Source organism: Psychrobacter sp. 1Y1 (assembly GCF_051847395.2).
Lineage (GTDB): Bacteria > Pseudomonadota > Gammaproteobacteria > Pseudomonadales > Moraxellaceae > Psychrobacter.
In genome coordinates, this window is record NZ_JBPYDF020000001.1 from 2,536,395 (window position 1) to 2,558,221 (window position 21,827).

The 21,827-nt window shown below is 42.6% G+C and carries 18 protein-coding genes and 1 other RNA gene; 9 read left to right on the top strand and 10 right to left on the bottom strand.

From position 1 onward, the window contains the following. Window positions 1-33: 33 nt before the first annotated feature. The 4 genes from ACS8FA_RS24565 (at window position 34) to ACS8FA_RS24580 (ending at window position 4,525) form a co-directional block, all read left to right on the top strand. Complete coding sequence (locus ACS8FA_RS24565; RefSeq protein ID WP_439265281.1) at window positions 34-747, top strand: FFLEELY motif protein; 714 nt, start codon at window positions 34-36, stop codon at window positions 745-747. An 87-nt stretch (window positions 748-834) separates the two neighbouring features. Beyond that, window positions 835-1,938, top strand: a complete 1,104-nt coding sequence (gene ubiE / locus ACS8FA_RS24570; protein WP_522902001.1) for a bifunctional demethylmenaquinone methyltransferase/2-methoxy-6-polyprenyl-1,4-benzoquinol methylase UbiE — start codon at window positions 835-837, stop codon at window positions 1,936-1,938. 118 nt (window positions 1,939-2,056) lie between these two features. Beyond that, on the top strand, window positions 2,057-2,761 hold the full coding sequence (locus ACS8FA_RS24575; RefSeq protein ID WP_439265285.1) for a ubiquinone biosynthesis accessory factor UbiJ: 705 nt from the start codon (window positions 2,057-2,059) through the stop codon (window positions 2,759-2,761). Window positions 2,762-2,863: 102 nt separating this feature from the next. Continuing rightward, window positions 2,864-4,525, top strand: coding sequence for an ABC1 kinase family protein (locus ACS8FA_RS24580; RefSeq protein WP_439265287.1), 1,662 nt, complete (start codon window positions 2,864-2,866; stop codon window positions 4,523-4,525). A 120-nt stretch (window positions 4,526-4,645) separates the two neighbouring features. On the opposite strand, the gene ruvB is transcribed toward ACS8FA_RS24580, so the two are convergent. From ruvB to ACS8FA_RS24605, 5 genes are all read right to left on the bottom strand, one after another. Continuing rightward, window positions 4,646-5,629 carry a Holliday junction branch migration DNA helicase RuvB gene (gene ruvB / locus ACS8FA_RS24585; protein ID WP_439265289.1) on the bottom strand — a complete coding sequence of 328 codons (984 nt, stop codon included), beginning with the start codon at window positions 5,627-5,629 and terminating at the stop codon, window positions 4,646-4,648. A gap of 175 nt (window positions 5,630-5,804) precedes the next feature. Further along, window positions 5,805-6,428 carry a Holliday junction branch migration protein RuvA gene (gene ruvA / locus ACS8FA_RS24590; protein WP_439265291.1) on the bottom strand — a complete coding sequence of 208 codons (624 nt, stop codon included), beginning with the start codon at window positions 6,426-6,428 and terminating at the stop codon, window positions 5,805-5,807. A gap of 78 nt (window positions 6,429-6,506) precedes the next feature. After that, window positions 6,507-7,544, bottom strand: coding sequence for a class II fructose-bisphosphate aldolase (gene fba / locus ACS8FA_RS24595; protein WP_057760953.1), 1,038 nt, complete (start codon window positions 7,542-7,544; stop codon window positions 6,507-6,509). A 427-nt stretch (window positions 7,545-7,971) separates the two neighbouring features. Beyond that, on the bottom strand, window positions 7,972-8,358 hold the full coding sequence (locus ACS8FA_RS24600; protein ID WP_439265293.1) for a hypothetical protein: 387 nt from the start codon (window positions 8,356-8,358) through the stop codon (window positions 7,972-7,974). A 257-nt stretch (window positions 8,359-8,615) separates the two neighbouring features. Further along, entirely contained in the window at window positions 8,616-9,830 is a 1,215-nt protein-coding gene (locus tag ACS8FA_RS24605; RefSeq protein WP_439265295.1) for a phosphoglycerate kinase, read from the bottom strand. A 524-nt stretch (window positions 9,831-10,354) separates the two neighbouring features. Between ACS8FA_RS24605 and ACS8FA_RS24610 the strand changes: the two genes are divergently transcribed. Further along, window positions 10,355-10,684 (top strand): TraR/DksA family transcriptional regulator, encoded by a 330-nt coding sequence (locus ACS8FA_RS24610; RefSeq protein ID WP_439265297.1) that lies wholly within the window; start codon window positions 10,355-10,357, stop codon window positions 10,682-10,684. Between the two features lie 65 nt (window positions 10,685-10,749). Here ACS8FA_RS24610 and ACS8FA_RS24615 read toward each other — a convergent pair whose 3' ends face one another. Together ACS8FA_RS24615 and ACS8FA_RS24620 are read right to left on the bottom strand one after the other, a co-directional pair. Next, window positions 10,750-11,418, bottom strand: a complete 669-nt coding sequence (locus ACS8FA_RS24615; protein WP_439265299.1) for a thiamine phosphate synthase — start codon at window positions 11,416-11,418, stop codon at window positions 10,750-10,752. Window positions 11,419-11,505: 87 nt separating this feature from the next. After that, complete coding sequence (locus ACS8FA_RS24620; RefSeq protein WP_439265301.1) at window positions 11,506-12,588, bottom strand: serine hydrolase; 1,083 nt, start codon at window positions 12,586-12,588, stop codon at window positions 11,506-11,508. A 417-nt stretch (window positions 12,589-13,005) separates the two neighbouring features. On the opposite strand from ACS8FA_RS24620, the gene ACS8FA_RS24625 reads away from it, so the two are divergent. The 3 genes from ACS8FA_RS24625 (at window position 13,006) to ACS8FA_RS24635 (ending at window position 17,188) form a co-directional block, all read left to right on the top strand. Then, complete coding sequence (locus tag ACS8FA_RS24625) at window positions 13,006-13,641, top strand: response regulator (protein ID WP_101206382.1); 636 nt, start codon at window positions 13,006-13,008, stop codon at window positions 13,639-13,641. A 37-nt stretch (window positions 13,642-13,678) separates the two neighbouring features. Further along, complete coding sequence (locus ACS8FA_RS24630; RefSeq protein WP_439265303.1) at window positions 13,679-15,436, top strand: sensor histidine kinase; 1,758 nt, start codon at window positions 13,679-13,681, stop codon at window positions 15,434-15,436. A 78-nt stretch (window positions 15,437-15,514) separates the two neighbouring features. After that, window positions 15,515-17,188 carry a sigma-54-dependent transcriptional regulator gene (locus ACS8FA_RS24635; protein ID WP_439265305.1) on the top strand — a complete coding sequence of 558 codons (1,674 nt, stop codon included), beginning with the start codon at window positions 15,515-15,517 and terminating at the stop codon, window positions 17,186-17,188. Between the two features lie 74 nt (window positions 17,189-17,262). Here the strand turns inward: ACS8FA_RS24635 and ACS8FA_RS24640 are convergent, their stop codons facing one another. After that, window positions 17,263-18,732, bottom strand: coding sequence for a S41 family peptidase (locus tag ACS8FA_RS24640; protein WP_439265306.1), 1,470 nt, complete (start codon window positions 18,730-18,732; stop codon window positions 17,263-17,265). 234 nt (window positions 18,733-18,966) lie between these two features. Next, window positions 18,967-20,625: a 2,3-bisphosphoglycerate-independent phosphoglycerate mutase gene (gpmI, locus tag ACS8FA_RS24645; RefSeq protein ID WP_165597015.1), complete on the bottom strand. Its 1,659-nt coding sequence runs from the start codon at window positions 20,623-20,625 to the stop codon at window positions 18,967-18,969. A gap of 247 nt (window positions 20,626-20,872) precedes the next feature. On the opposite strand from gpmI, the gene ssrS reads away from it, so the two are divergent. After that, window positions 20,873-21,068, top strand: a non-coding RNA gene (ssrS, locus tag ACS8FA_RS24650) — 6S RNA. A gap of 106 nt (window positions 21,069-21,174) precedes the next feature. Here ssrS and ACS8FA_RS24655 read toward each other — a convergent pair. After that, complete coding sequence (locus ACS8FA_RS24655) at window positions 21,175-21,807, bottom strand: FxsA family protein (protein ID WP_057760971.1); 633 nt, start codon at window positions 21,805-21,807, stop codon at window positions 21,175-21,177. Window positions 21,808-21,827 lie beyond the last annotated feature (20 nt).

Below are 21,827 nucleotides of genomic sequence, written 5' to 3' on the forward strand. Positions count from 1 at the left end.
TAATTACCCTTTACTTCTACAGGATCTACTGCCATGACCGCTTTAGCTGATTTACAACAGCATTTGACACGATTTTGGGCGATGCCTCATCACCAAAATGATGAATTAAATGCTAAGCTCAAAGAAGTACAATCATGGCAACAAGCACGTCTCCAGCAGACGCATCGCGAGCTATTTGAACAACCTAAAAACCAACTAATGGCCGATTACTTCCTCACCCAACTGTATGGTGGCGAAGAGTTCAAGTTATTAGCAGAGCAATTGGCACGTATCCTGCCAAAAGCGAAAAAGCTAGAACGTCTTGCCAAAGAGTCAGCTCTAGAGGCTGGTAGCATGGGTATCCAAGCAGCAATTTTTGCCATTGAGCTAGATCTGCATTTAGCCCAGTGGTTACTCGCTCAAGATTTGCCAGTGAACGAAGAGAACATGCTAACCGCCTATCGAACTGTCGATGAAGAAAACGAGCGCCGAGTTCAGATTGCCAATTTAAAAGACGTCTGTTATCGCACAGACAAACATCTAAATTCGTTTATGCTCAAAAAAGCCTTTGCACTAGCAAAAAGTACAGCCTATCGTCATGGCTACCAGCCGCTTTATGATTTTATTGATACAGGATTTAAGGCCATGAAACCTCTGAGCAGCGTCAGCGATTTTATTGAGCCGTTCTGCAAGCGTGAGCTGTCCATTATTGATCAGGTTCATGATACGGATAATGGCAGTAAGCCAGTAGCGTTTGGTGTATCATAAGGTCAATATGTTGAATAGCCAATTGACGCTTACTATTTAACGATTTCCTCCGATAAAGACAATCATAAAAATAAATTCTAGGACAACATGATGACTGATAATTCAAAAGATAGCAGCACTCCTTCTAATCAAGCCACAACAACGAATGGTCATTTGCAAGACAAACTGGTAAAAGACAGTATTGCTCATAATCAACAGATTAGCGCGCAGATATTACGCAACCAAACAACCAATGTCGTACCGAGCAAGAATAATAGCGTTGCTAGTGATGACAATAGCGACTTTACTAAAGTTCAAGATTTACCAACTGGGACGCCGCAAGGCCAACAAACCACTATGCCAAACAACGACAAAACGACTCGCACAAATACTTCAGAGCAAACAATAAAACAAACGCTATTCAATCAGCGTGATGATATCAATAATCCGCACACGCCTGAAACAGATGGTAATGAGCAGACCCATTTTGGCTATAAAACCGTCAATAAAGCAGAAAAACAAGCACGTGTGGCTGACGTATTCACTTCTGTTGCCAAAAAATACGACATCATGAATGACTTGATGTCATTCGGTATTCATCGTCTGTGGAAACGGTATGCGACTAGTCTATCAGGCGTGCGTGCTGGTCAGCATGTCCTTGATATTGCTGGCGGTACGGGCGATTTGGCCAAAGTATTTAGCCGTGAAGTCGGTAGAAATGGCCACGTGGTACTATCTGATATCAATGCTGCGATGTTAGAAGTGGGCCGTGAGCGCCTAATCAATGCAGGCTGTAATAACGTCGATTTTGTATTAGCTAACGCTGAAACGTTAGCCCCTTTTGATGACGAAAGCTTTGATTTGGTCACTATTAGCTTTGGTTTGCGTAACGTTACTGACAAAGATGCCGCGCTAAAGTCTATGTATCGCGTCCTAAAGCCAGGTGGTCGTCTATTGATTCTGGAATTCTCCAAGCCAGTATTTGAGCCACTATCTAAAGCCTATGATTTGTATTCATTTACTGCATTGCCAGTGATGGGTAAGCTGATTGCTAATGATGCTGAAAGTTATCAATACTTAGCTGAGTCAATTCGTATGCATCCTGATCAGCAGACACTCAAGCAGATGATGCAACAGGCTGGTTTTGAAAACTGTGATTATCATAACTTGACTGCTGGTATCGTGGCTGTCCATCGCGGCTTTAAAGCGTAACGATAGAGTACGATTGGCAAGACTATTACGTTTAATAGACCATATTGAACTTAACACGAACACACGATGCGCTGATGCAGCTAATGCAAAGGCGCTCACTTACCGATGCGAGAGCCTTATGCTGACTGTCCTTCTATTAGCTGGAGCCGAAAAGCTAATTAACATTGCCATTGCCAGTGATGAGATTACCAAGGCAGGTTTAACTCCGCTTGCAGGTAAAGTGTTACGTCTTAATATGAGACTGCCTGAGATTCATTTAGACATCTTGTTCACTCATGAGCGTTTACGCTTTGAGCCGGTCACGACAGAGAGCATATTTGAACCAAGTGGCCAGATGAATGAGCGCCAAAAAGCCAGCATGGAGCGCGCACGTTTTGGTCATAGTCGTCCAGACTGTACCATCACCGTAGACAATGCCGCTCAACTGCTCAATCTGATGCGCGGCGCTGAAGGTAACCTTCCAATTGCTGGTGATTACAAGGTGCTAATGCAGCTCAAACAACTGGTTGCAGGGTTTGATCCTGACCTAGCTGGACAGCTTGAACCATTTATTGGTAAACCAATGGCTAGCCAGTTACATCTCCTTATCTCTCAGCTTAAAGGTAGCTGGCGTCATAGTGCCAAACGTGCTTTTGATGACGTTAGTGATTGGGCCAATGAAGTGGCTGGCAATAGCACACCTGACCCTATCGAGGTGACTGAAGTAAATGATCTTAAGCAGCAACTGTTAAAATTACGTGCTGACGTCGAACGAGAAGAAGCCAAACTTGCTGCTATTAAAGAAGAGCAAGCGCAGTTTCTTAATAACTCGTTTCATCAATAGCCGATTGTCTCAATCATAAATGAACGCTATTACCGATGGCACTATTTATGATTAAGCACAACGCCTACCCCATTTTCGTCTTTGTTTAGAGTACCTAACCTCATGCTATTATCGCACCGCGCTCGTCTACTTGAGCTTTGGCGTATCGCCGCAATGTATCGCCTTGATACCCATTTTTCTATCGAAGAAGCACCGCAACTGCAACCTTTGGCGCGATTAATTCGCATGCATCCAGCAGCATGGGGTAAAAAGCACCAACCAAATGCGATTAAGTATGCGCTTGAAGATATGGGTACGCTGTTTTTGAAACTTGGCCAGTTACTCTCAACGCGTCGCGACTTGGTACCGCCTGAGATTATCGCTCAATTGATTCAGTTGCAAGACAAAGTGAAGCCTTTTGACGCTGATATTGCTGTCGCCCAAATTCAACATCCTAAACATGGTCTTGGCCAGTATATTGAGACCTTGTTTGCACGATTCGATATCAAACCGTTAGCGGCCGCCTCTATCGCCCAAGTACATACGGCTGCCTTACATGATGGACGTGAAGTCGTGGTAAAAGTGGTTCGCCCCGATATTCGCACTGTGATTGTTTCTGACTTTGAGCTACTGCGAGAATTGGCAAGTTGGGCATCTGCGCGTATTGAAGCAGCACGTGCTGTTCATATCATCGATATTGTCGAAGACTATCGGCAAGTCATGCTCAATGAGCTAGATTTGACGCTTGAGGCTGACAATACTACTCAGATGCGTAATAACTTCTTGGGTTCAGCATTGATGTATGTGCCTGAAGTTTATGACGCTGCCAAAAACGTGATGGTCATGGAGCGTATCCAAGGCGTCCCTATCTCACAAGTTGAGATGTTTGATCAGTTAGGCTATGACCGTGCGACGCTTGCAGAAAAAGGCTTAACGATATTTTTTACACAAGTTTTCCGTGATAACTTTTTCCATGCTGATATGCATCCAGGCAATGTGTTCGTAGAGACACCACCTGTGCAAACCTTACATACGGGTATGGCAGCAGTTGATTTAGGTCATGAGCCTCGTTATATTGGGCTTGATTGCGCCATCATGGGCACCTTATCAAAAGACGATCAGCTCATCGTGGCGCGAATGTTACTTGCCGTGATGAACAATAACTTTACCGCTGTGGTAGATATTGTTAGTCGTGCAGGTTGGATACCGCCAAATGCCGATAAACATGCCCTGATGCGTGATATGAAACGCACCGTCGGCCCTATGCTACAAAAATCAATCGATGATATCGACTTTGCTGGCGTACTAATGCAGATTTTGGACATCGCGCGTAGACACCATATGAGTATCCCGCCGCAGCTAATGCTCTTGCTAAAAACCTTGGTCCATGTAGAAGGACTCGGCCGTGATTTATATCCTGACCTTGATATTTGGTCACTTGCTAAACCGATTCTAAGCAGTTGGATCAAAGAGCAGTTAGATCCTATGCGTAATCTACAGCAACTGCGTCAACAACTGCCTGAAATGCTCCTGTCTACCACCGATATTCCTAAACTATTAGACCAAGGGCTACAAAGCCTTGCTTCACAAGGCTCTCGACAAGACAGTCAGCTACGTGAAATACAGCAGATTCGTGCTGACATGCTAAACGACCGTCGTCGTGATTGGTTAGCACTTGCAGGGTTTGCTATTTTTATTGCTATCGCTACGCAAGTCATCGGCTGGCTATCACCTATATTTTATATACTGGCTGTCTTGGTAGTTGTTTGGCGAATTTTAGCTTAGAAAGCAGATTTATTTTTAATCAATCAGTTCAGAAAAATTTTTATAATTTTAAAGTTAAACAAAAAAATACGCCTGCTTTTAATGAAAAGCAGGCGTATTTTTTGTGCTGAATACTGATTACTATAACATCTGATCGACTGCCATCTGTGTCAGTACTCGACCACGAGCCGTACGTAGAACATAACCTTGTTGAATCAGATACGGCTCGATCACATCCTCAAGGGTTCCACGATCTTCGGCCATCGCTGCTGCCACTGCTTCAACACCAGCAGGGCCACCATCGAAGCGCTCGTACAATATTTCAATATAACGCCTATCCAAATGATCAAGACCGCGTCTATCTACTGCCAACATATCCAGCGCACTACCCGCAATCGCGCCATTAATACTACCATCGCCTCTTACCTCAGCATAATCACGCACGCGGCGTAATAGGCGGTTAGCAATCCTTGGTGTACCACGTGCACGGCGCGCAATCTCTACTGCCCCGTCTTCACTCATTGGTACACGCATTAGACGTGCTGCGCGACTGACAATCGTCGTTAGATCAGCGATATTGTAAAACTCAAGGCGCTGTACAATACCAAAACGGTCACGTAGTGGTGAGGTTAGCAGCCCTGCTCTAGTCGTTGCTGCTACCAAGGTAAACGGTGGTAAATCAAGCTTGATAGAACGCGCAGCAGGCCCTTCACCAATCATAATGTCCAACTGAAAATCTTCCATCGCTGGATAAAGTATCTCTTCAATAACCGAGCTTAGACGGTGAATTTCATCAATAAACAGTACGTCACCCGCTTCTAGATTGGTCAGCATGGCTGCCAAATCTCCTGGGCGCTCAAGCACAGGCCCTGAAGTAGAACGCAAATTACCACCCATCTCACGAGCGATAATATTGGCGAGGGTCGTCTTGCCTAGACCTGGTGGACCAAATATAAGTGTGTGATCTAGCGCTTCGTCACGGCCACGAGCAGCACCGATGAACACTTCCATCTGCTCACGTACCACCGGCTGACCAATATACTCAGCCAACAACGCTGGTCGGATATTGGCATCAGGAGCATCACTTGCGCCTTCTAGCGGATTAATTAAACGATCTTGCGTCATAGAATTTATCATTATATTAAAAAATTAGTTAACAAATAGCATAACTAAACGTTGACTATAAGTCATGCAAAACCTCATTAAACAAGCACTAAAACGAAAATAAGCGACATTTAATGTCGCTTATTAACTTAATACATTATGTGGTTGTCGTCGATAGACGGCTAGTTAAAGTGAATTAAAAGCCAGACAGCTGCTGTAAAGTAGCTTTTAATAAGCCTTGAGTATCAGTAAAAGTATCTCCTTTACTCTTAGCAGCTTTGATCGCTAGCTGAGCTTCCTTCTCTTTGTAACCCAAGCTAATTAATGCACCTTCTACTTCAGCGATGATACTACCTTCATGAGAAATCGTAGTTTCCTGAGGCGTCAATTCGAACGAACCACTACTATCAACTTCGATATTCTTTAGCTTATCTTTTAGCTCAATCAACAAACGCTGTGCCGTCTTTTTACCAATACCTGGGATACGAGTCAATGCCGTCTCCGACTCTTGCTCGACGTGCATCTTTAGCTCAGCTGCTGACATTGCAGACAACATTGCCAAGGCCATTTTTGCTCCAACACCATTAATTTTAATTAACTGGCGAAAGACATCACGCTCTTTTCGATCGATAAAGCCATAGAGCAACTGGGCATCTTCGCGAACATGAAAATGTGTCCAAATGCTAGCCTGTTCATTAAGCTGTAACTGACAAAACGAAGGTAATGGTAGTTCGATATCATAACCCACACCAGAGGTCGTCATGATACAAGCCGTCGGTGCCATCAAGTACTGCACCTGTCCGGTAATCAATCCAATCATTATTTACGACCTCTTATGCAAAATATTATAAAATCAGCTGCTACTTCATGATTAACAACTACGTTCTACAACACAGTCTTATTGGTAAAAATTTACCATACCTTCAAGACTGGTTGGGCGAATTTTGTGTGCTTGACCTGCAGAGCCGAACGCTTCAAAACGGTTGGTACAGATATCTGACATCGCTACCATAGACGCTTTGAAGTATTTGCGTGGATCAAATTCACTTGGATTTTTTGCAAGGAATTCACGGATAGCACCAGTTGATGCCAGACGTAAATCCGTATCGATGTTTACTTTACGTACGCCATGTTTGATCGCTTCAACGATTTGCTCAACTGGCACACCATAAGTTTCGCCGATATCACCGCCATTTTCATTAATAACTTTTAGCCATTCTTGTGGCACTGATGAAGAACCATGCATGACCAAATGCGTATTAGGAATACGGGCATGAATCTCTTTTACGCGTTCAATAGACAAAATATCGCCTGTCGGTGGACGTGTGAACTTATAGGCACCATGACTAGTACCGATAGCAATCGCTAACGCATCGACATTGGTGTCTTTTACAAACTGCTCAGCTTCATCAGCACTGGTCAAAAGCTGCTCATGATCCAATACGCCTTCAGCGCCAGAGCCATCTTCTTCACCAGCCATACCAGTTTCAAGACTACCTAGGCAACCGATTTCGCCCTCTACAGAGACACCGCAAGCGTGGGCCATTTTGACGACTTCGCGCGTGACGCTAGCGTTGTAATCATAGTCCATTGGCGTTTTGCCATCTTCACCAAGTGAGCCATCCATCATCACTGATGAGAAACCTAATTGAATTGAGCGTTGGCAGATAGCTGGTGACATACCGTGATCTTGATGCATCACTACTGGAATATGTGGCCATTCTTCGATAGCAGCGATAATCAAATGACGCAAAAATGCTGACCCTGCATAGTTACGTGCGCCTGCGCTGGCTTGGACAATGACAGGTGAATCACAAGCATCCGCAGCCATCATGATTGCACGCATTTGCTCTAAGTTATTGACGTTAAAGGCAGGAACACCATAGCTGTGTTCAGCGGCATGATCTAGAAGTTGACGTAAGGATATTAGGGCCATAAGACGCTCTCTGATTAGATTTTGAATAGTATTTTAAAAAACAGCTTGATAGCAATCATTTCACTGTATATTCGACCATACTGACCGTACACAGGCTAGTAAAAGTTTGAATGGTGTTGGATATGATTACCACGCGGTGATTATAGCAAAAATTGTTCTGTCTTCGTAGCAGTTGACCGACTATTTATCAGTCTATACCGTCTCTTGATACCAGTTTAATTTTTATAAACTGTCACTTTATAAACTACCACAATGGCATACAACGCAAAAAGCCTTGGCAATCACCAAGGCTTTTCTAGTATTTTGAGGCTTATAAAGCAATGACTTTTTTTAGAAATTATTTACCAATGAGTATCTACCAATCGATAGCGTCCCAATAAATCAGTCATTATAGTGCTTAGTTAATAGTGCTTAGTTATCGCGTAGCTTAGTACTGTTGCTCTGCATCAACTGCAACATCATTTGCGCCATCAGCAACAGCGTTAGCGCCATCAGCAACAGCTTCAGCAGTATTTTCAACCGCTGTGTTAGTGCCTTCAGCGATAGCATCGCCAGTGTTTTCTAGAGCGTCTGTCGCAGCTGCACCAGCAGTATCAGCGCCTTCGGCAACTTCAGCACCAGCGTCTTGAGCAGCAGCTTCAGCTTCAGCAGCAGCAGCGTCTGTTTCAGCGGCAGCAGCATCAGCGTTTGCAGCAGCATCATCGCCAGCAGATTCAACAGCAGCTTCTGTGTTTTCTTCTGTTTGTTGGCTACATGCAGTGATTGCAAAGGTACCAGCAAGTACGCTAGCAAGTAATAAATGACGTTTTAACATAATAAACCTCTCGTAAATAATGCATGTCAAAATACATGGTCGCGCTATTTTATAGAGTGCGAATCAGACATGCAATAATAATTTTCAGTATATAAATAAATAATGACTGCTTAATAATAATCGATGGCTATTGCGCTTACTTATATCAATAAAAACAAGCAAATCAACAGCCAAAATATTATTTTTACAGACTACCTTAGTTATTTAAAGTTAGTTGTACGTCTAATGTTACTAAGCTACAGAGTATCGTTAACTAGTTAGGCATCTATTTGCAGCGCAGCGACTGCCGGAAGTACTTTACCTTCAACAAACTCCAAAAACGCACCGCCACCTGTTGACATATAGCTCACACCATCAGCAACTTGATATTTATCGATAGCCGCTAACGTATCACCGCCGCCCGCGATAGAGAAACCATCGCTGTCTCTTACAGCAGTAGCTAATATCTGTGTGCCTTGCCCGAAAGCATCGACCTCAAATACACCCACTGGACCATTCCACAAGATGGTTTTTGCATTAATAATGGCATCAGCAAGTCGCTTTGCGCTTTCTGGTGCGATATCCAATATCATGTCATTGTCACCAATCGCATCAACTGATTTGATCGTTGCGGTGGCTTTTTGCAATGAGCCAGTAAAGTCAGCAAAATCGATGTCGTTTTTATCAGCGACTACGACGTACTCAGGCAGTAGAATTTCAGTCTTGGTCATAATGTCACGTGCAGTATCAAGCAAGTCTGCTTCGTACAATGAGGCGCCAACACTGTGACCTTGTGCTGCTAAGAAAGTATTAGCAATACCGCCACCAACAATAATTTGCGTGCATACTTCGGCCAAGCTGTGTAGCACTTCTAATTTGGTAGACACTTTTGACCCACCAACGATAGCGAGCATTGGCTGTGCTGGCGTTTCAAGCGCTAGGCTCAAAGCATCAAGCTCAGCAGCTAACAATGGCCCTGCACACACAGTTTTATCTGCTTGACGCATCGCTTGCGTAACGCCTTCTGTTGATGCCTGTGCACGGTGCGCTGTACCAAAAGCATCCATCACAAACACATCGCACAAATCAGCGTACTTTTTCGCTAGCGTGGCATCGTTTTTCTTTTCACCGTCATTGAAGCGTACATTTTCTAATAGAACCACTTCGCCAGATTTTACATTGGCACCTTGGGTAAGATAATTACTATTAAGACGTACAGGTGTCGATAGTTGCGAGCTTAATTTGTCCGTCAAATAGTCAGCAACTGGTGTCAATGAATATACAGCTTCAGGACTGCCTTCTGTTGGGCGGCCTAAATGTGAGCAAACAATTACCGCGGCGCCTTTTTCAAGCGCCATCTTGATGGTAGGAAGACTGGCTTGCAAGCGCGCATCGCTCGTGACCTTACCATCTTTAATAGGCACATTTAAATCTTCTCGGATCAATACCACTTTATCCGTTAAGTTCAACTCACTCATACGCAAAAAATTCATCACCTGCTCCTATGCATCAATATATCTGTTAATTTGCGATTACTGTCATTACTGATATGACTATTATAGTCAGCTCTATATAAATCAGATTCAGTGCTAAGCTCGATCAATCTACTATTTTGTAGAGCTCTCGCTCGCCTGCTTTATAACTACGCTATCTTATATCTAAGCTATATAGTCACTATCAGCTTTATTGCTTTTTTCAGCTTTATTGCTTTTTAATGTCTTTTTAACGCTTGGCTCTGACACCTATCAAACCACTCTGATGAGTCACTCAAGTAATCAGAATTCAGCGGCGATGTATTCTACCAGTTTTCTAGCGCAGTCTCACAAGCAACCTGTCACAAATTTCAGCACGTTTAAGATATTCAGTCTAAATTCTCAGACCATTATTCGATGACAACAATTGCCGTTGCTAGCTTTGAGCATAGTCAATAAACCGTAACATTTCGTGGTGGTACTCAGCAGTCAAGCTCTTTATGATAGAAACATTGACAATAAAAATAATCCATTAGGAGAAAATAATGAACATCAACTTAGACACTGCGAAACAAAACCTATTAAAATTAAAAGATGAGTACGAATCTCGAATTGATAAGATAGAAGATCACATTCAAAACCCACAAGATGATCTCAATGAACATTGGGAAGATCAGGCCATATCCTATCGTCAAAATGACATGCGCAAAAATTTGATGAGCGAGGCGCGTCAAAGCTTAATCTATGTCGAAAATGCATTGAGTCGAATTGAAAGTGGTACTTATGGCGAGTGCGAAGTCTGCGGTGAACAGATCGAAGAGCAACGCTTAGAAGCGCTACCCTATGCTACCTTATGTATGGAACACGCTGAGTAGCTCTGTCATATTAATATTCTATTGTAAGACTACTACTACTCTAAAACTTCTCTAAAAAGCATGTTTCAAGTAGGTATTTTCCATTCGGAAAATGCCTGCTGCCATTCATGACAACGCTGCGCTATGTCCGCTACTGGTAGATCCATGATATCCCCGACTACTGCTACAAGCGCAATGGGCAAATCTACTAACTCTGATACATTTTCTGCGGTTAACCCCCCTATCACACATATTGGTATACCTTGCTGACACCCTTCCAAAAGCTGTTGACGCGAAATGATATTAGCATTTGGCTTAGTTGTAGAAGTAAATACAGCACCCATCGCAGCATAGCTTGCACCATCATTTTTTGCTTCTTTAATCAGTGCTATATCACCATGACAGGTACGACCAATTATTTGATGCGGTGAAAGGGACTGTAGAGCATCACCGATACTGCCGTCTGTTTGACCAAGATGTACCCCAACGCCAAGTTTTTCGGCTAACTTCACGTCATCATTAATAACAACTGGCACTTTGTACGTTTTAGCTAACTCAACAATTTTTTGCGCCTCATCAAAAAGCTTCAAAGCTCCATCAGGCAGATTAAGAATTTGCTTACGACGAATTTGTAATAGCGCAATCAATCCTGTCGACAAGGCTGCTTCTAGCTTTTGATATAACAGCTCGAACTCATCATCGTTGGTCAATAGATATAGCTTAGGTGTAGGAGAAGAGAATGGTGAATGACCCATAGCATGTATCCTTAATTCTTAAATTCAACACAATAAAAAAGCTGTTATATGATATAACAGCTTTTTTATACATTTAGAACCGATAGCTTATACTGTACGGCGTGTAGCCAAACTATTTAAGATATTTTTAGCATCGCCCCAACGTGTTGCTGAGCTGTTTGCCCCTAGAATAACAATAATTGCAGGGCGATTATTGACTCGCGTTTCCATCACAACGCAACGCCCAGCTTCATTGATAAAACCTGTTTTTGAGATACCGATTGGGTAATCACCTGCACGAACCAAACTACTAGTGTTGTTGGCTTTATAAGTGCGGTTACCACTTGAGTAGTTTGAGACAAAAAAGTCATAGCTCTTGGTGGTAGAGAAGCGACGAATCACATCGTAGTTGCCAGCAGCACGAACCATCTTAACCAGATCTTTTGAAGAAGCTACGTTGCGCTTATCAAGTCCAGTTGGATCACCAAAAAATGCCGTATTCATGCCCAAATCTTGCGCTTTACGATTCATTGCACGCATAAAGGCATCATAGCCACCTGGGTAATTACGCGCTAGACTCTTTGCTGCTGGATTTTCAGACTTCATCAACGCCATCAATAGCATCTCAGCGCGGTTTAAACGATCACCTGATTTCAAACGCGAGCTTGCACGCTTAGGACCAACAAAATCCTCTGGATCAAGCGTGATTTCTTCACGCATATCAAGGCCTGCATCCAATACAACCATCGCCGTCATAACTTTAGTGATACTGGCCATGGGACGCGCGATATCAGCATCTTTTTCGTAGATAGATTCGCCAGTTTCAGCATCAATCACCGCAACACTACGTGAATCCGTACTAATCGGAATCATGTCGCTACTACCAAACGCCCCACGATAGGTTGTGTTATAGCGAGCACTATTGGTGTTATTACTACTAGCAAAACTATTAGTATTCGTGATGTTGGTAGTTCCGTAGCCACTATCAACTTTCTTAATAGCAGAGCCATTAGACTTGTACATAATGTTGCGAGCTTCAGACAAGCTATCAGCGCCGCCCCAACTCAGGCGTGCACTAGAGGCAGTGTCAGTGCTACCATTAATTGTAAGTGCGGCTTGTGCAACACTGCCCAAACTCAATGAAATCATAGCAGCGATCAGTTGCTGTTTGGTTAATGGTAGTTGCTTCATTATGCCTCCTGCTGTCGCTATTACGCCAGTTACATATTGTCTGACGCCAAAAACGTACGTAGCGTTTATAAATGTGTTTGTAAGTACTCACATAGAGCTTTTGTATTTTTAGTGTATCATGGTTTACATTTAAGTTTAATCTATCAAACTGATTTAGTAGTTTTTTTTGGCTTCGTTCAAACTTTACTACAACCAATTTATATTCTAGAAACATCAATTCACACTGCAGCAATATAATTTAACTTCGAATGTTATGATTACTCGTATTTTGTTATATTAATCAGCGGTATTTTGAAGATACAAAGATACAAAGATACAAAGATACAAAGATACAAACAATGGTTGAAATATATTCGTTTTTTATACTATTTGAACCTAATAAAGCGTTCATTCTGACAATCAATAAAGAGTATGGTTATGATTAAAGTATTAGTGGTAGATGATCATGATTTGGTACGGATGGGCATTAGCCGTATGTTGTCAGACAGCCCCGATATTGAAGTGGTAGGTGAAGCAGACAGCGGTGATATGGCTATCAAACAAGCCAAACAATTACATCCTGATGTGATTTTGCTAGACGTCAACATGCCGAATATTGGCGGGCTTGAAGCAACCAAACGTCTGATACAACTTGATATGGGTATCAAGATTTTGGCGGTCAGTAGTATGTCTGCACAGCCCTATCCCTCAATGCTGATCAAAGCAGGTGTCAATGGTTACATTACCAAAGGCACGCCGCTTGATGAAATGATACGTGCGGTCAAAAAGATTTATCAAGGAGGTCGTTACTTCAGTCAGGATGTGGCTGAACAGTTAGCAGATGTTTTATTGTCTGATAATGCAAACTCACCTTTTGACTTATTAAGTGACAGAGAAAAACAAGTGGCCATGATGGTTGTTAATTGTCAAAGCCCTCAGCAAATAGCTGATCAATTGTTTGTTAGCGTCAAGACCATTAATACGTATCGCTATCGTATTTATGAAAAAGTTGGGGTTGATAGTGATGTTAAATTGACTCATTTGGCCATTCGTCATGGTCTGATTCAACCATAAACCACCATTTTAGCCTTTATTTTATTACGGCCAGTTTATGAACCCTGCTACCAATCTTAGCTCTGCCATTACTCGTTATGTACATCATGACGATACGCTTCCTCTGCCGCAGTTGCGTAAGTTGGGGCTGATCTATAGCAGCTATCGCTTCGTTGTTAGCCTGTTCTCTATGCTCATGCTATACATTAGTGCTCGTACAGGTGATGGCACTTCTTTACCGAGTTTTTTACAACAAACGACTCTAAGCTTCTATGTACTGTTAAGTTTGATACTGCTTGGATTATTTTATGTCGTTACAAAACATATGCGCCGCCAACTGGCATTCGGACTGGCCTTAGACGTTATTATATTAAGTCTACTGCTCTACACGACAGGCAACCCTGATTTGCAGTTAACCATGCTATACATGGTGGTCGTCGCGGCTAGCTTTATGCTACTACATGGCTCACAAGCGTTGGTTATTACTTTACTTGCCATCATTCTCGTTATTTATCAGCAGTTTTTTTACGCTATTGCTAACAGCATGAGTCTAGCCAATCTAGGTGATGCGCTACTGATGTCAGCGAGTTTTTTAGCAGTGGGCGGTTTAAGCTGGTCTATCTCTCAACGATTGGTACAGCTTGAGAAAGTCGCGGCAAACCATGCTAAGGAAGTCGAGCGACTAAACGTGATTAATCAAGAGGTCATCACACAGATGGTGAATGGTGTTATCGTTATCGATAAGCAACATATTGTCTTAGCAAACCTTGCCGCACATCAATTGCTGAGCCTTTCTCTTGTCACGCCTGTCACAGCACAGAATACCCTTGACGATACAAAAGAGACTCATAACAAAGCACTTCTCTCCAATTTTGAGCAGCAACTCAATAAGCAGCATACACAGTTATTTAATGCCTGCTTGTCGGTAGCATCTGGGCAGTCACGCGCTTTTACCTACGATGTGCCAGCTGTGGCAAATGCCTCAATATTTGGCAAATTACGCGTACAGATTATTCCACTAAAAGACGATAGCAAACTTGTCATATTAGAAGATTTACGCCGTGAGCAAGCCAGTGCTCAACAGTTGAAACTGGCTTCTTTAGGGCAATTGACTGCCAGCATTGCTCATGAAATCAGAAACCCATTAGCAGCGATATCGCAAGCCAGCCAGCTATTAATGGAAGATGTTGCAGAACAAATGGAAGATGATAGTGCATTAACAAATGAATCGAATGCTGCCATGACCGGCAACCATGAGCTTTATGAAATGATATTTTCACAGACAAAACGTGTAAACCGTATCATCGAAGATATTTTAAAGCTGTCTCGTCAGCAGACGGCTACCCAGCAGGTGCTCGAATTGGCTGAATGGATGCCATCGTTTTTGGAGAATTACTTTCAAGGACACGACATTTTTCTACGAATAAAAACCAAACCCATCATATCATTTGATACTCATCAGTTAGAGCAGATATTGATCAACCTAATCAATAATGGCCTGCGTTATAGCAGCTATGCTCATCCTCATGCTTATGTAGAAATCGACATTTACTGCGCAGACAACGATGTTATAATCGATATATTAGATAATGGTAATGGTGTTAGTTCTGGAAATTTAGAACTTTTGTTCGATCCATTTTTTACAACAGATAAAGCTGGTACAGGACTGGGGCTCTATTTATCACAAGCATTTTGTGAAGCCAATCAAGCGCGTTTACTCTACATTCCTGAACATGAGAAAACATGTTTTCGATTAATTGTACCTTCTATTAAATCTGATAATAAATTTCAAACTATCGAAGAAAAACTTTCCTAAATTTATTCTTCAAAAGCTATTACGCCCATTTAGACCCAGCTATTGACTTTATAGCTATTGAATACGATGAGATGATGTATGACAACAACCGCGCTAGTCGTCGATGATGAAGTAGACTTATGTCGATTAATGCAAATTACCTTGACTAAAATGGGTATTAAAAGTGATGTGGCTTATACATTGTCGCAAGCAAGAACATTTTGGCAAGACAATGACTACGATTTCTGTCTGACGGATTTAAAACTGCCAGATGGCTCGGGACTTGAGCTGGTAAAAGAAATTAGCAATAGCTCTAATATTCCAATAGCGGTGATTACAGCTCATGGCAGCATGGATTTAGCTATTGAGGCATTAAAGCTTGGTGCCTTTGATTTTGTCAATAAACCGCTAGAACTACCACGTTTGCGCCAACTGGTAGAGAATGCCATAAAAGTTATTCATCAAGATAACGAAGTACAGGCCGCACCGGAATGCTCTCCTGAACAGAAAATGCTAGATAGTAGATTGATTGGTAATTCTGCTGTCATGCATCCCCTCAAAAATACCATTTTAAAGCTAGCACGCTCACAGGCACCTGTGTTTTTATCGGGCGCTTCTGGCACAGGTAAAGAAGTGGTCGCCAGATTGATCCACGATTTAAGTCCACGGCGTGATGGCAGCTTTGTGCCAGTGAACTGCGGTGCGATACCATCGGAGTTAATGGAGTCGGAGTTTTTTGGTCATAAAAAAGGCAGCTTTACAGGGGCTGTCGCTGATAAACAAGGGTTATTCCAGCAAGCCAATGGCGGCACGTTATTTTTAGATGAAGTAGCAGATTTACCTTTAGCCATGCAGGTTAAATTGTTACGTGCCATTCAAGAAAAAACAGTAAGGGCAATTGGTGATACAAAAGAAGTTCCAGTAGACATCCGCATTTTGTCTGCCACTCACAAGGACCTGAGCCAATTGGTACAAGATGGTGCATTTCGACAAGATTTGTATTATCGCATCAATGTCATTGAGCTAAAGCTTCCAACGCTTAATGCACGCCGTGATGACATCCCTGTGTTGGCAGACCACTTTTTGGCGATGATTTCTAATGATTGGCAATTAGAGTCGCCGCCGTCATTGACAATGGAAGCTTGCGAACGCTTACAACGCCACGATTTTGCAGGTAATGTCCGTGAACTACGCAACTTATTGGAGCGTGCAGTTACGTTAGCTGAAACCTCATACATTGACGTTAGTCATTTAGGTCTTCCTGACATTGAAACTGAGCTTGTAAATACACAAGAGCAAAATCATAGCTCAGCTATCGATAACTCTGAGCTACTTGCCCGTAACTTAGAAAATCAAATAGACGTTCAATCTAGCAATAATACAACGGCGCAGGTTGAGCAAAGGGCAACCAATTTACATCCTTATCGTACTAACACCAACCACTACCCTTCAATGGTACAGCATTCGTCAACTAGTAATGATAGTTTGTCAACTAACGTAGCAAGTACTCATGCCAAAGAGTCGCTCCTTGACTCCACCGCCCAACAAGAAACTTCTAAAGACACATCAGGTTTACAAGAATTGTTCGACGGTCAATTACCGCCTCAAGGGTTAGAGCATTATTTACAGGAACAAGAAAAGCAGCTGATTATCACGGCACTCAAACAAACTGGCTGGAACAAAACCCAAGCAGCTGAATTATTAGGAACCACCTTTCGTTCTTTACGCTACCGTATGAAAAAGCTCGAAATTTCTGAAGATGCGTTCGACTAGTTTCTTTTGAACGTCATCATCAAATATTTTTAAGCGTTGAATGGTATGTACTGTTAATTGAATGCTACGAAATTCTATTCTTTCGTAGCATTTTTTCTAACAAAGCGAATGCCAGAATCAAGTGCTCGCGCCTTTACTAATTCTAAAGCTTGCTGCTCCCACGTGTTCTCGCTGCCAGATAAGGTCACATCAGGCTCTACACCGATCTCATCTATTTGTTTGCCTGCTGCTGTCATATAGTTGGCCACCGTTAATTTGACGGCTTGCTCATCGTTTAACGGTATGACCGATTGTACTGAACCCTTACCATAGCTGACCTCACCGATAATAGTAGCGCGTTTTTGTGCTTGTAAACTACTGGCAAGCACCTCTGCCGCTGATGCTGAATAGCGGTTTTGTAATACCACTAAAGGCAAAGGTTTAAGTATCGCATCACCTTGGGTCGATAGTACGCGTGATTTATTTTGACGTGCTTGCACCTGCACCACATCGGTATCATCCATAAATAAACTGGCCACGCTCACTGCTGATGTCAGTACGCCACCTGGATTATCACGCATATCTAGTAAAATTCCTGATATCGGAGCGTTTAAGTTAATTAAACCTTCTAGTAACTTCTCACGGCTGTTGTTTTGAAACGCCGGTAATTTGACAATGGCAATACCATCGACCAGTTTGGTCTCGACAATCTGCGGATGACTATTATTACGCTGCAACGTCGTTGTGTGCTTACGGCGGCCAGCTTTAGAAGTGATGATATCTACCTGCGTACCAGCAATACCCGTCAAAAGCTGCTCAACATCATTAACCTGTCGCCCTTCGTCTAGCTTAAACTCATCAATTTGATGCAAATAATCACCAACTGCGATGCCTTTTTTGTCTGCAGGTGAATCATCGATAACCTCTGTCACAACCCAATAACCTGCCTCTGGCTGGTAATTAACCTTAATACCAATATCACCAACGTCGCCCTCAGTGAAAGCACGCAGATTCTCATAAGCTTCTGCGTCCAAAAACTCAGCATGGCTATCAAGTTTGGTCAGCATACCGCTCATCGCATTGCTAAATAACTCTTCATCATTGACCGCATCGACGTATTGACGACGTATTAAATCTACAACAGCCACAAATGTCTTTAGCGTCTCAGGAGAGATAGCATTTAGCGATACTTGTGCAACTTCTGCTGGAATCTCCGTATCAATATCATCAGCATCATCCGTTAGCGCGCTTTCATCTGGCACACTATCTATCGAGTCATCTGGCTCATCAGCGACATCTAGCATATCAGCAATGTTAGATAAATTATCAGCGTCGTTTTCATCCGCTATCTCATCTGCATTCAAACTGATGAGCTGTAGACCATTCGTAGGATTATCATTATTTGTAGAAGCTCCCACTGCTGCTTGTGCATTTACGCTAATCGCACAACCAAGCACAACTATTAAAATTGCAGGCTGCAAAATCTTGGACGCGACTGATGCCTTCCCTACTGATTTACTTAACTCTTTGGATAAAAAAGAACGTGCAAAAGAAATAGGCTGCATAAAAGAACTCATTTGAATAATAGAGAATACGAATTTATCGTTATATAGCGATTTATAAGATAGCACCAAACGCATATTTCGAACTAGCATAGTATTGCAAGTAAATTAAGTAAAATGTATCACAAAAAAAGGAAAGGATAATAGGTTATCCTTTCCTTTTCGATATCTTCTGGTACAGCTAACGAATTGATATAAACCACAGTCATTCAAGTACTGTGGTTTAACTCGACTGGCTTAGACTGCTGGAACCAATAAGCTCTCACCTGTCATCTCAGCAGGGGCGTCAACGTTCATCAATGATAAAATAGTCGGTGCCACATCACTAAGTTTACCGCCACGGCGTACTTGCAGCTTTTGCTCACCTACGTAAATTAATGGTACATGTTCTGTCGTATGCTGTGTATGTACTTGACCACTTTCATAGTCTTGCATCTGCTCGCAGTTACCATGATCGGCTGTGATAAGCATATCACCACCAGCAGCACGCACCGCTGACTCGATACGGCCAACACATACATCCAAAGCTTCTACCGCTTTTACCGCTGCATCAAAGATACCTGTGTGTCCAACCATATCACCATTGGCATAATTGACCACCAATACATCATACTTACCAGACTCAATCGCTTCTACTAATTTATCAGTGACTTCAGGCGCACTCATCTCAGGCTGTAAATCATAAGTTGCAACGTCTGGAGATGGCACTAAAATGCGGGTCTCACCCTGATATTCTTCTTCGCGGCCACCACTAAAGAAAAACGTCACATGCGCATATTTTTCAGTTTCAGCGATACGTAGTTGAGTTTTTCCTTGGTCCTGCAAGTACTCTCCCAATGTATTGGCCAAAGACGTTGGGTAGTAAGCAATGCTGGTTTTTGGATTGTCAGCTAGGACATCTGAATACTTAGTTAACATCACAAATGCCGCCAGCTTTGGCTGTTTTTGACGCGCAAATCCAGAAAACTCATGATCTGGCAGAACAAACGCTTGGGCAAGCTCACGAGCACGGTCAGCACGGAAATTCATAAAAATAAGTGCGTCGTTATCATTGACAGTATATGGCACTTCATCACGTCCAATCACAGTCGTTGGACTGACAAACTCATCAGTCTCACGCGCTTTATAAGCAGCTTGAACAGCGCCATCTGCCCGTGTCGATAGACGATCAGCTTTACCTTCAGTAATCAGCTCATAGGCTTTTTGCACTCTATCCCAACGATTGTCACGATCCATTGCATAGTAGCGACCGATGATACTTGCAATCTGTACGCGGCCACCTTCGTAATGAGCATTCAATTTATCAATATAGTCGCGCAGACGATTGATGTACTTATCAGCAGATTTAGGCGGGGTATCACGGCCATCTAAGAAACAATGAATAAAGACATTCTTGGCACCATGGACCAATGCTGAATGACACATGCCTTCGATATGGTCTTGATGTGAGTGGACGCCGCCATCAGAGAGCAAGCCCATAATATGGACGTTACCGCCACGCTCATTAGCCGCTTTTACGGCATTGACCAATGCTTCATTTTTATAGAATTCACGATTGGCAAGTTCACTTGAGATACGTGTTGAGTCCTGATAAAGAACACGCCCTGCGCCTAAGTTCATGTGACCGACTTCTGAATTACCAAACTGACCATCTGGCAAACCAACATCTTCCCCTGAAGCTGAAATAAGCCCATGAGGATATTGCTGATAAATCTTGTCTAAATTTGGCATATTGGCAGCAGCGATGGCGTTATCTTTATCTTCTTCACGATGACCAAAGCCGTCCAATATCATCAAGACATGCGGTATTTTTTTATTCTGTGCACCGTCTTGGTTATTGCTAAGCTGTGTTTTGTTATTATCAATAGAGTCTGATGCTTGTTGGGTACTGGTCATATATTACCGCTCCTCGAGTGAATGAACGCCTATAATGCTGTGTAAGGGAATATAAAGCCCTCTATATTAACACACATCTTGAAATAGCTGAAAAACTGAGCATTTTTCGTGAGTTTATGAATAATTTTATAGGGTTATCTTGTGATGCTTTTTCTATGCAAGACAATATAAATGCGGCCAACTAACCAAGCTACGTATCAATCTGTAATTCAGACTTGCAATCACTCTTTTCATTGGTTAAGATAAAACTATTCTGAAGTGTTGGCTAGTAGATGTTTATTCCCTGAGCCGATAATGCTTTACCAGGATGTGGTACCTATTGTCTCATTGTGTATGCCTGCACCGCTTGCGGTGTATCAGGAAACCTGCAGAGATGATGACGCATCCGCCCTGAACTTCACGGTTCATGGGTCACCATCTTACAGCGGCACTTCGGTTGTTTCATTCGGTTAGTAAATATATTTCTTATAATTTATTTACTACCACTAAAAAGCCCCTTTTATCATTGATGAAAGGGGCTTTTTTTATGCTTATGATTTAACTGAATGGTTATTCGTCATTAGCAGACTTGGTGATTTTCTTTACATCTTTAGGGATGTTTTTGGCAGTACCATCAACCGTAGTATGTTGTTTAAACACGTCACCAAATGGGTTTTGCTGCTGTTGACCAAACGGATTCTGGCCATTCATGCCACCTGCGCCACCGAACGGGTTTTGACCGCCCATACCACCAGCACCGCCAAATGGATTTTGACCACCACCCATTTGACCACCCATCTGCTTCGCCATCATTTCCATCATTTTTTGCTGATTATTCATGACATAATTATTGGCCAAGTCTTTTAGCTTTTTCTGCACAGGTGGCAATACCACCAACAGCGCCATCAAATCACTAAGTACCCCAGGAATAAGCAATAAAATACCTGCAGCTGCCATCGCGATACTCTTAATCATCGTGGTCTCTGGCGGACGCATCGCAGGGTTCATCATGCCACCAGCTTTCATTTGCTGTGCCATTGGATTAAGAGCAGCCATACCTTTGCGCATCAAAGAGATACCGATAACCGCGGCGATAATAAACCACATAAACACCCACCAGCCGCTCATAAACTGAGCAAGCAAATACCACAGTAGCATCTCGATAATAAACCAAACGATGGCTATACCAACTATCTGACCCATAAAGTGTCGTCCTATAAAAT

Coding starts and splice junctions, on each gene's coding strand:
- gpmI (WP_165597015.1), bottom strand. CDS start 20,625: ATGACCAGTACCCAACAAGCATCAGACTCTATTGATAATAACAAAACA.
- ACS8FA_RS24625 (WP_101206382.1), top strand. CDS start 13,006: ATGATTAAAGTATTAGTGGTAGATGATCATGATTTGGTACGGATGGGC.
- ACS8FA_RS24620 (WP_439265301.1), bottom strand. CDS start 12,588: ATGAAGCAACTACCATTAACCAAACAGCAACTGATCGCTGCTATGATT.
- ACS8FA_RS24630 (WP_439265303.1), top strand. CDS start 13,679: ATGAACCCTGCTACCAATCTTAGCTCTGCCATTACTCGTTATGTACAT.
- ACS8FA_RS24635 (WP_439265305.1), top strand. CDS start 15,515: ATGACAACAACCGCGCTAGTCGTCGATGATGAAGTAGACTTATGTCGA.
- ACS8FA_RS24580 (WP_439265287.1), top strand. CDS start 2,864: ATGCTATTATCGCACCGCGCTCGTCTACTTGAGCTTTGGCGTATCGCC.
- ruvA (WP_439265291.1), bottom strand. CDS start 6,428: ATGATTGGATTGATTACCGGACAGGTGCAGTACTTGATGGCACCGACG.
- ACS8FA_RS24600 (WP_439265293.1), bottom strand. CDS start 8,358: ATGTTAAAACGTCATTTATTACTTGCTAGCGTACTTGCTGGTACCTTT.
- ACS8FA_RS24565 (WP_439265281.1), top strand. CDS start 34: ATGACCGCTTTAGCTGATTTACAACAGCATTTGACACGATTTTGGGCG.
- ACS8FA_RS24575 (WP_439265285.1), top strand. CDS start 2,057: ATGCTGACTGTCCTTCTATTAGCTGGAGCCGAAAAGCTAATTAACATT.
- ACS8FA_RS24655 (WP_057760971.1), bottom strand. CDS start 21,807: ATGGGTCAGATAGTTGGTATAGCCATCGTTTGGTTTATTATCGAGATG.
- fba (WP_057760953.1), bottom strand. CDS start 7,544: ATGGCCCTAATATCCTTACGTCAACTTCTAGATCATGCCGCTGAACAC.
- ACS8FA_RS24640 (WP_439265306.1), bottom strand. CDS start 18,732: ATGCAGCCTATTTCTTTTGCACGTTCTTTTTTATCCAAAGAGTTAAGT.
- ACS8FA_RS24605 (WP_439265295.1), bottom strand. CDS start 9,830: ATGAATTTTTTGCGTATGAGTGAGTTGAACTTAACGGATAAAGTGGTA.
- ACS8FA_RS24615 (WP_439265299.1), bottom strand. CDS start 11,418: ATGGGTCATTCACCATTCTCTTCTCCTACACCTAAGCTATATCTATTG.
- ubiE (WP_522902001.1), top strand. CDS start 835: ATGATGACTGATAATTCAAAAGATAGCAGCACTCCTTCTAATCAAGCC.
- ruvB (WP_439265289.1), bottom strand. CDS start 5,629: ATGACGCAAGATCGTTTAATTAATCCGCTAGAAGGCGCAAGTGATGCT.
- ACS8FA_RS24610 (WP_439265297.1), top strand. CDS start 10,355: ATGAACATCAACTTAGACACTGCGAAACAAAACCTATTAAAATTAAAA.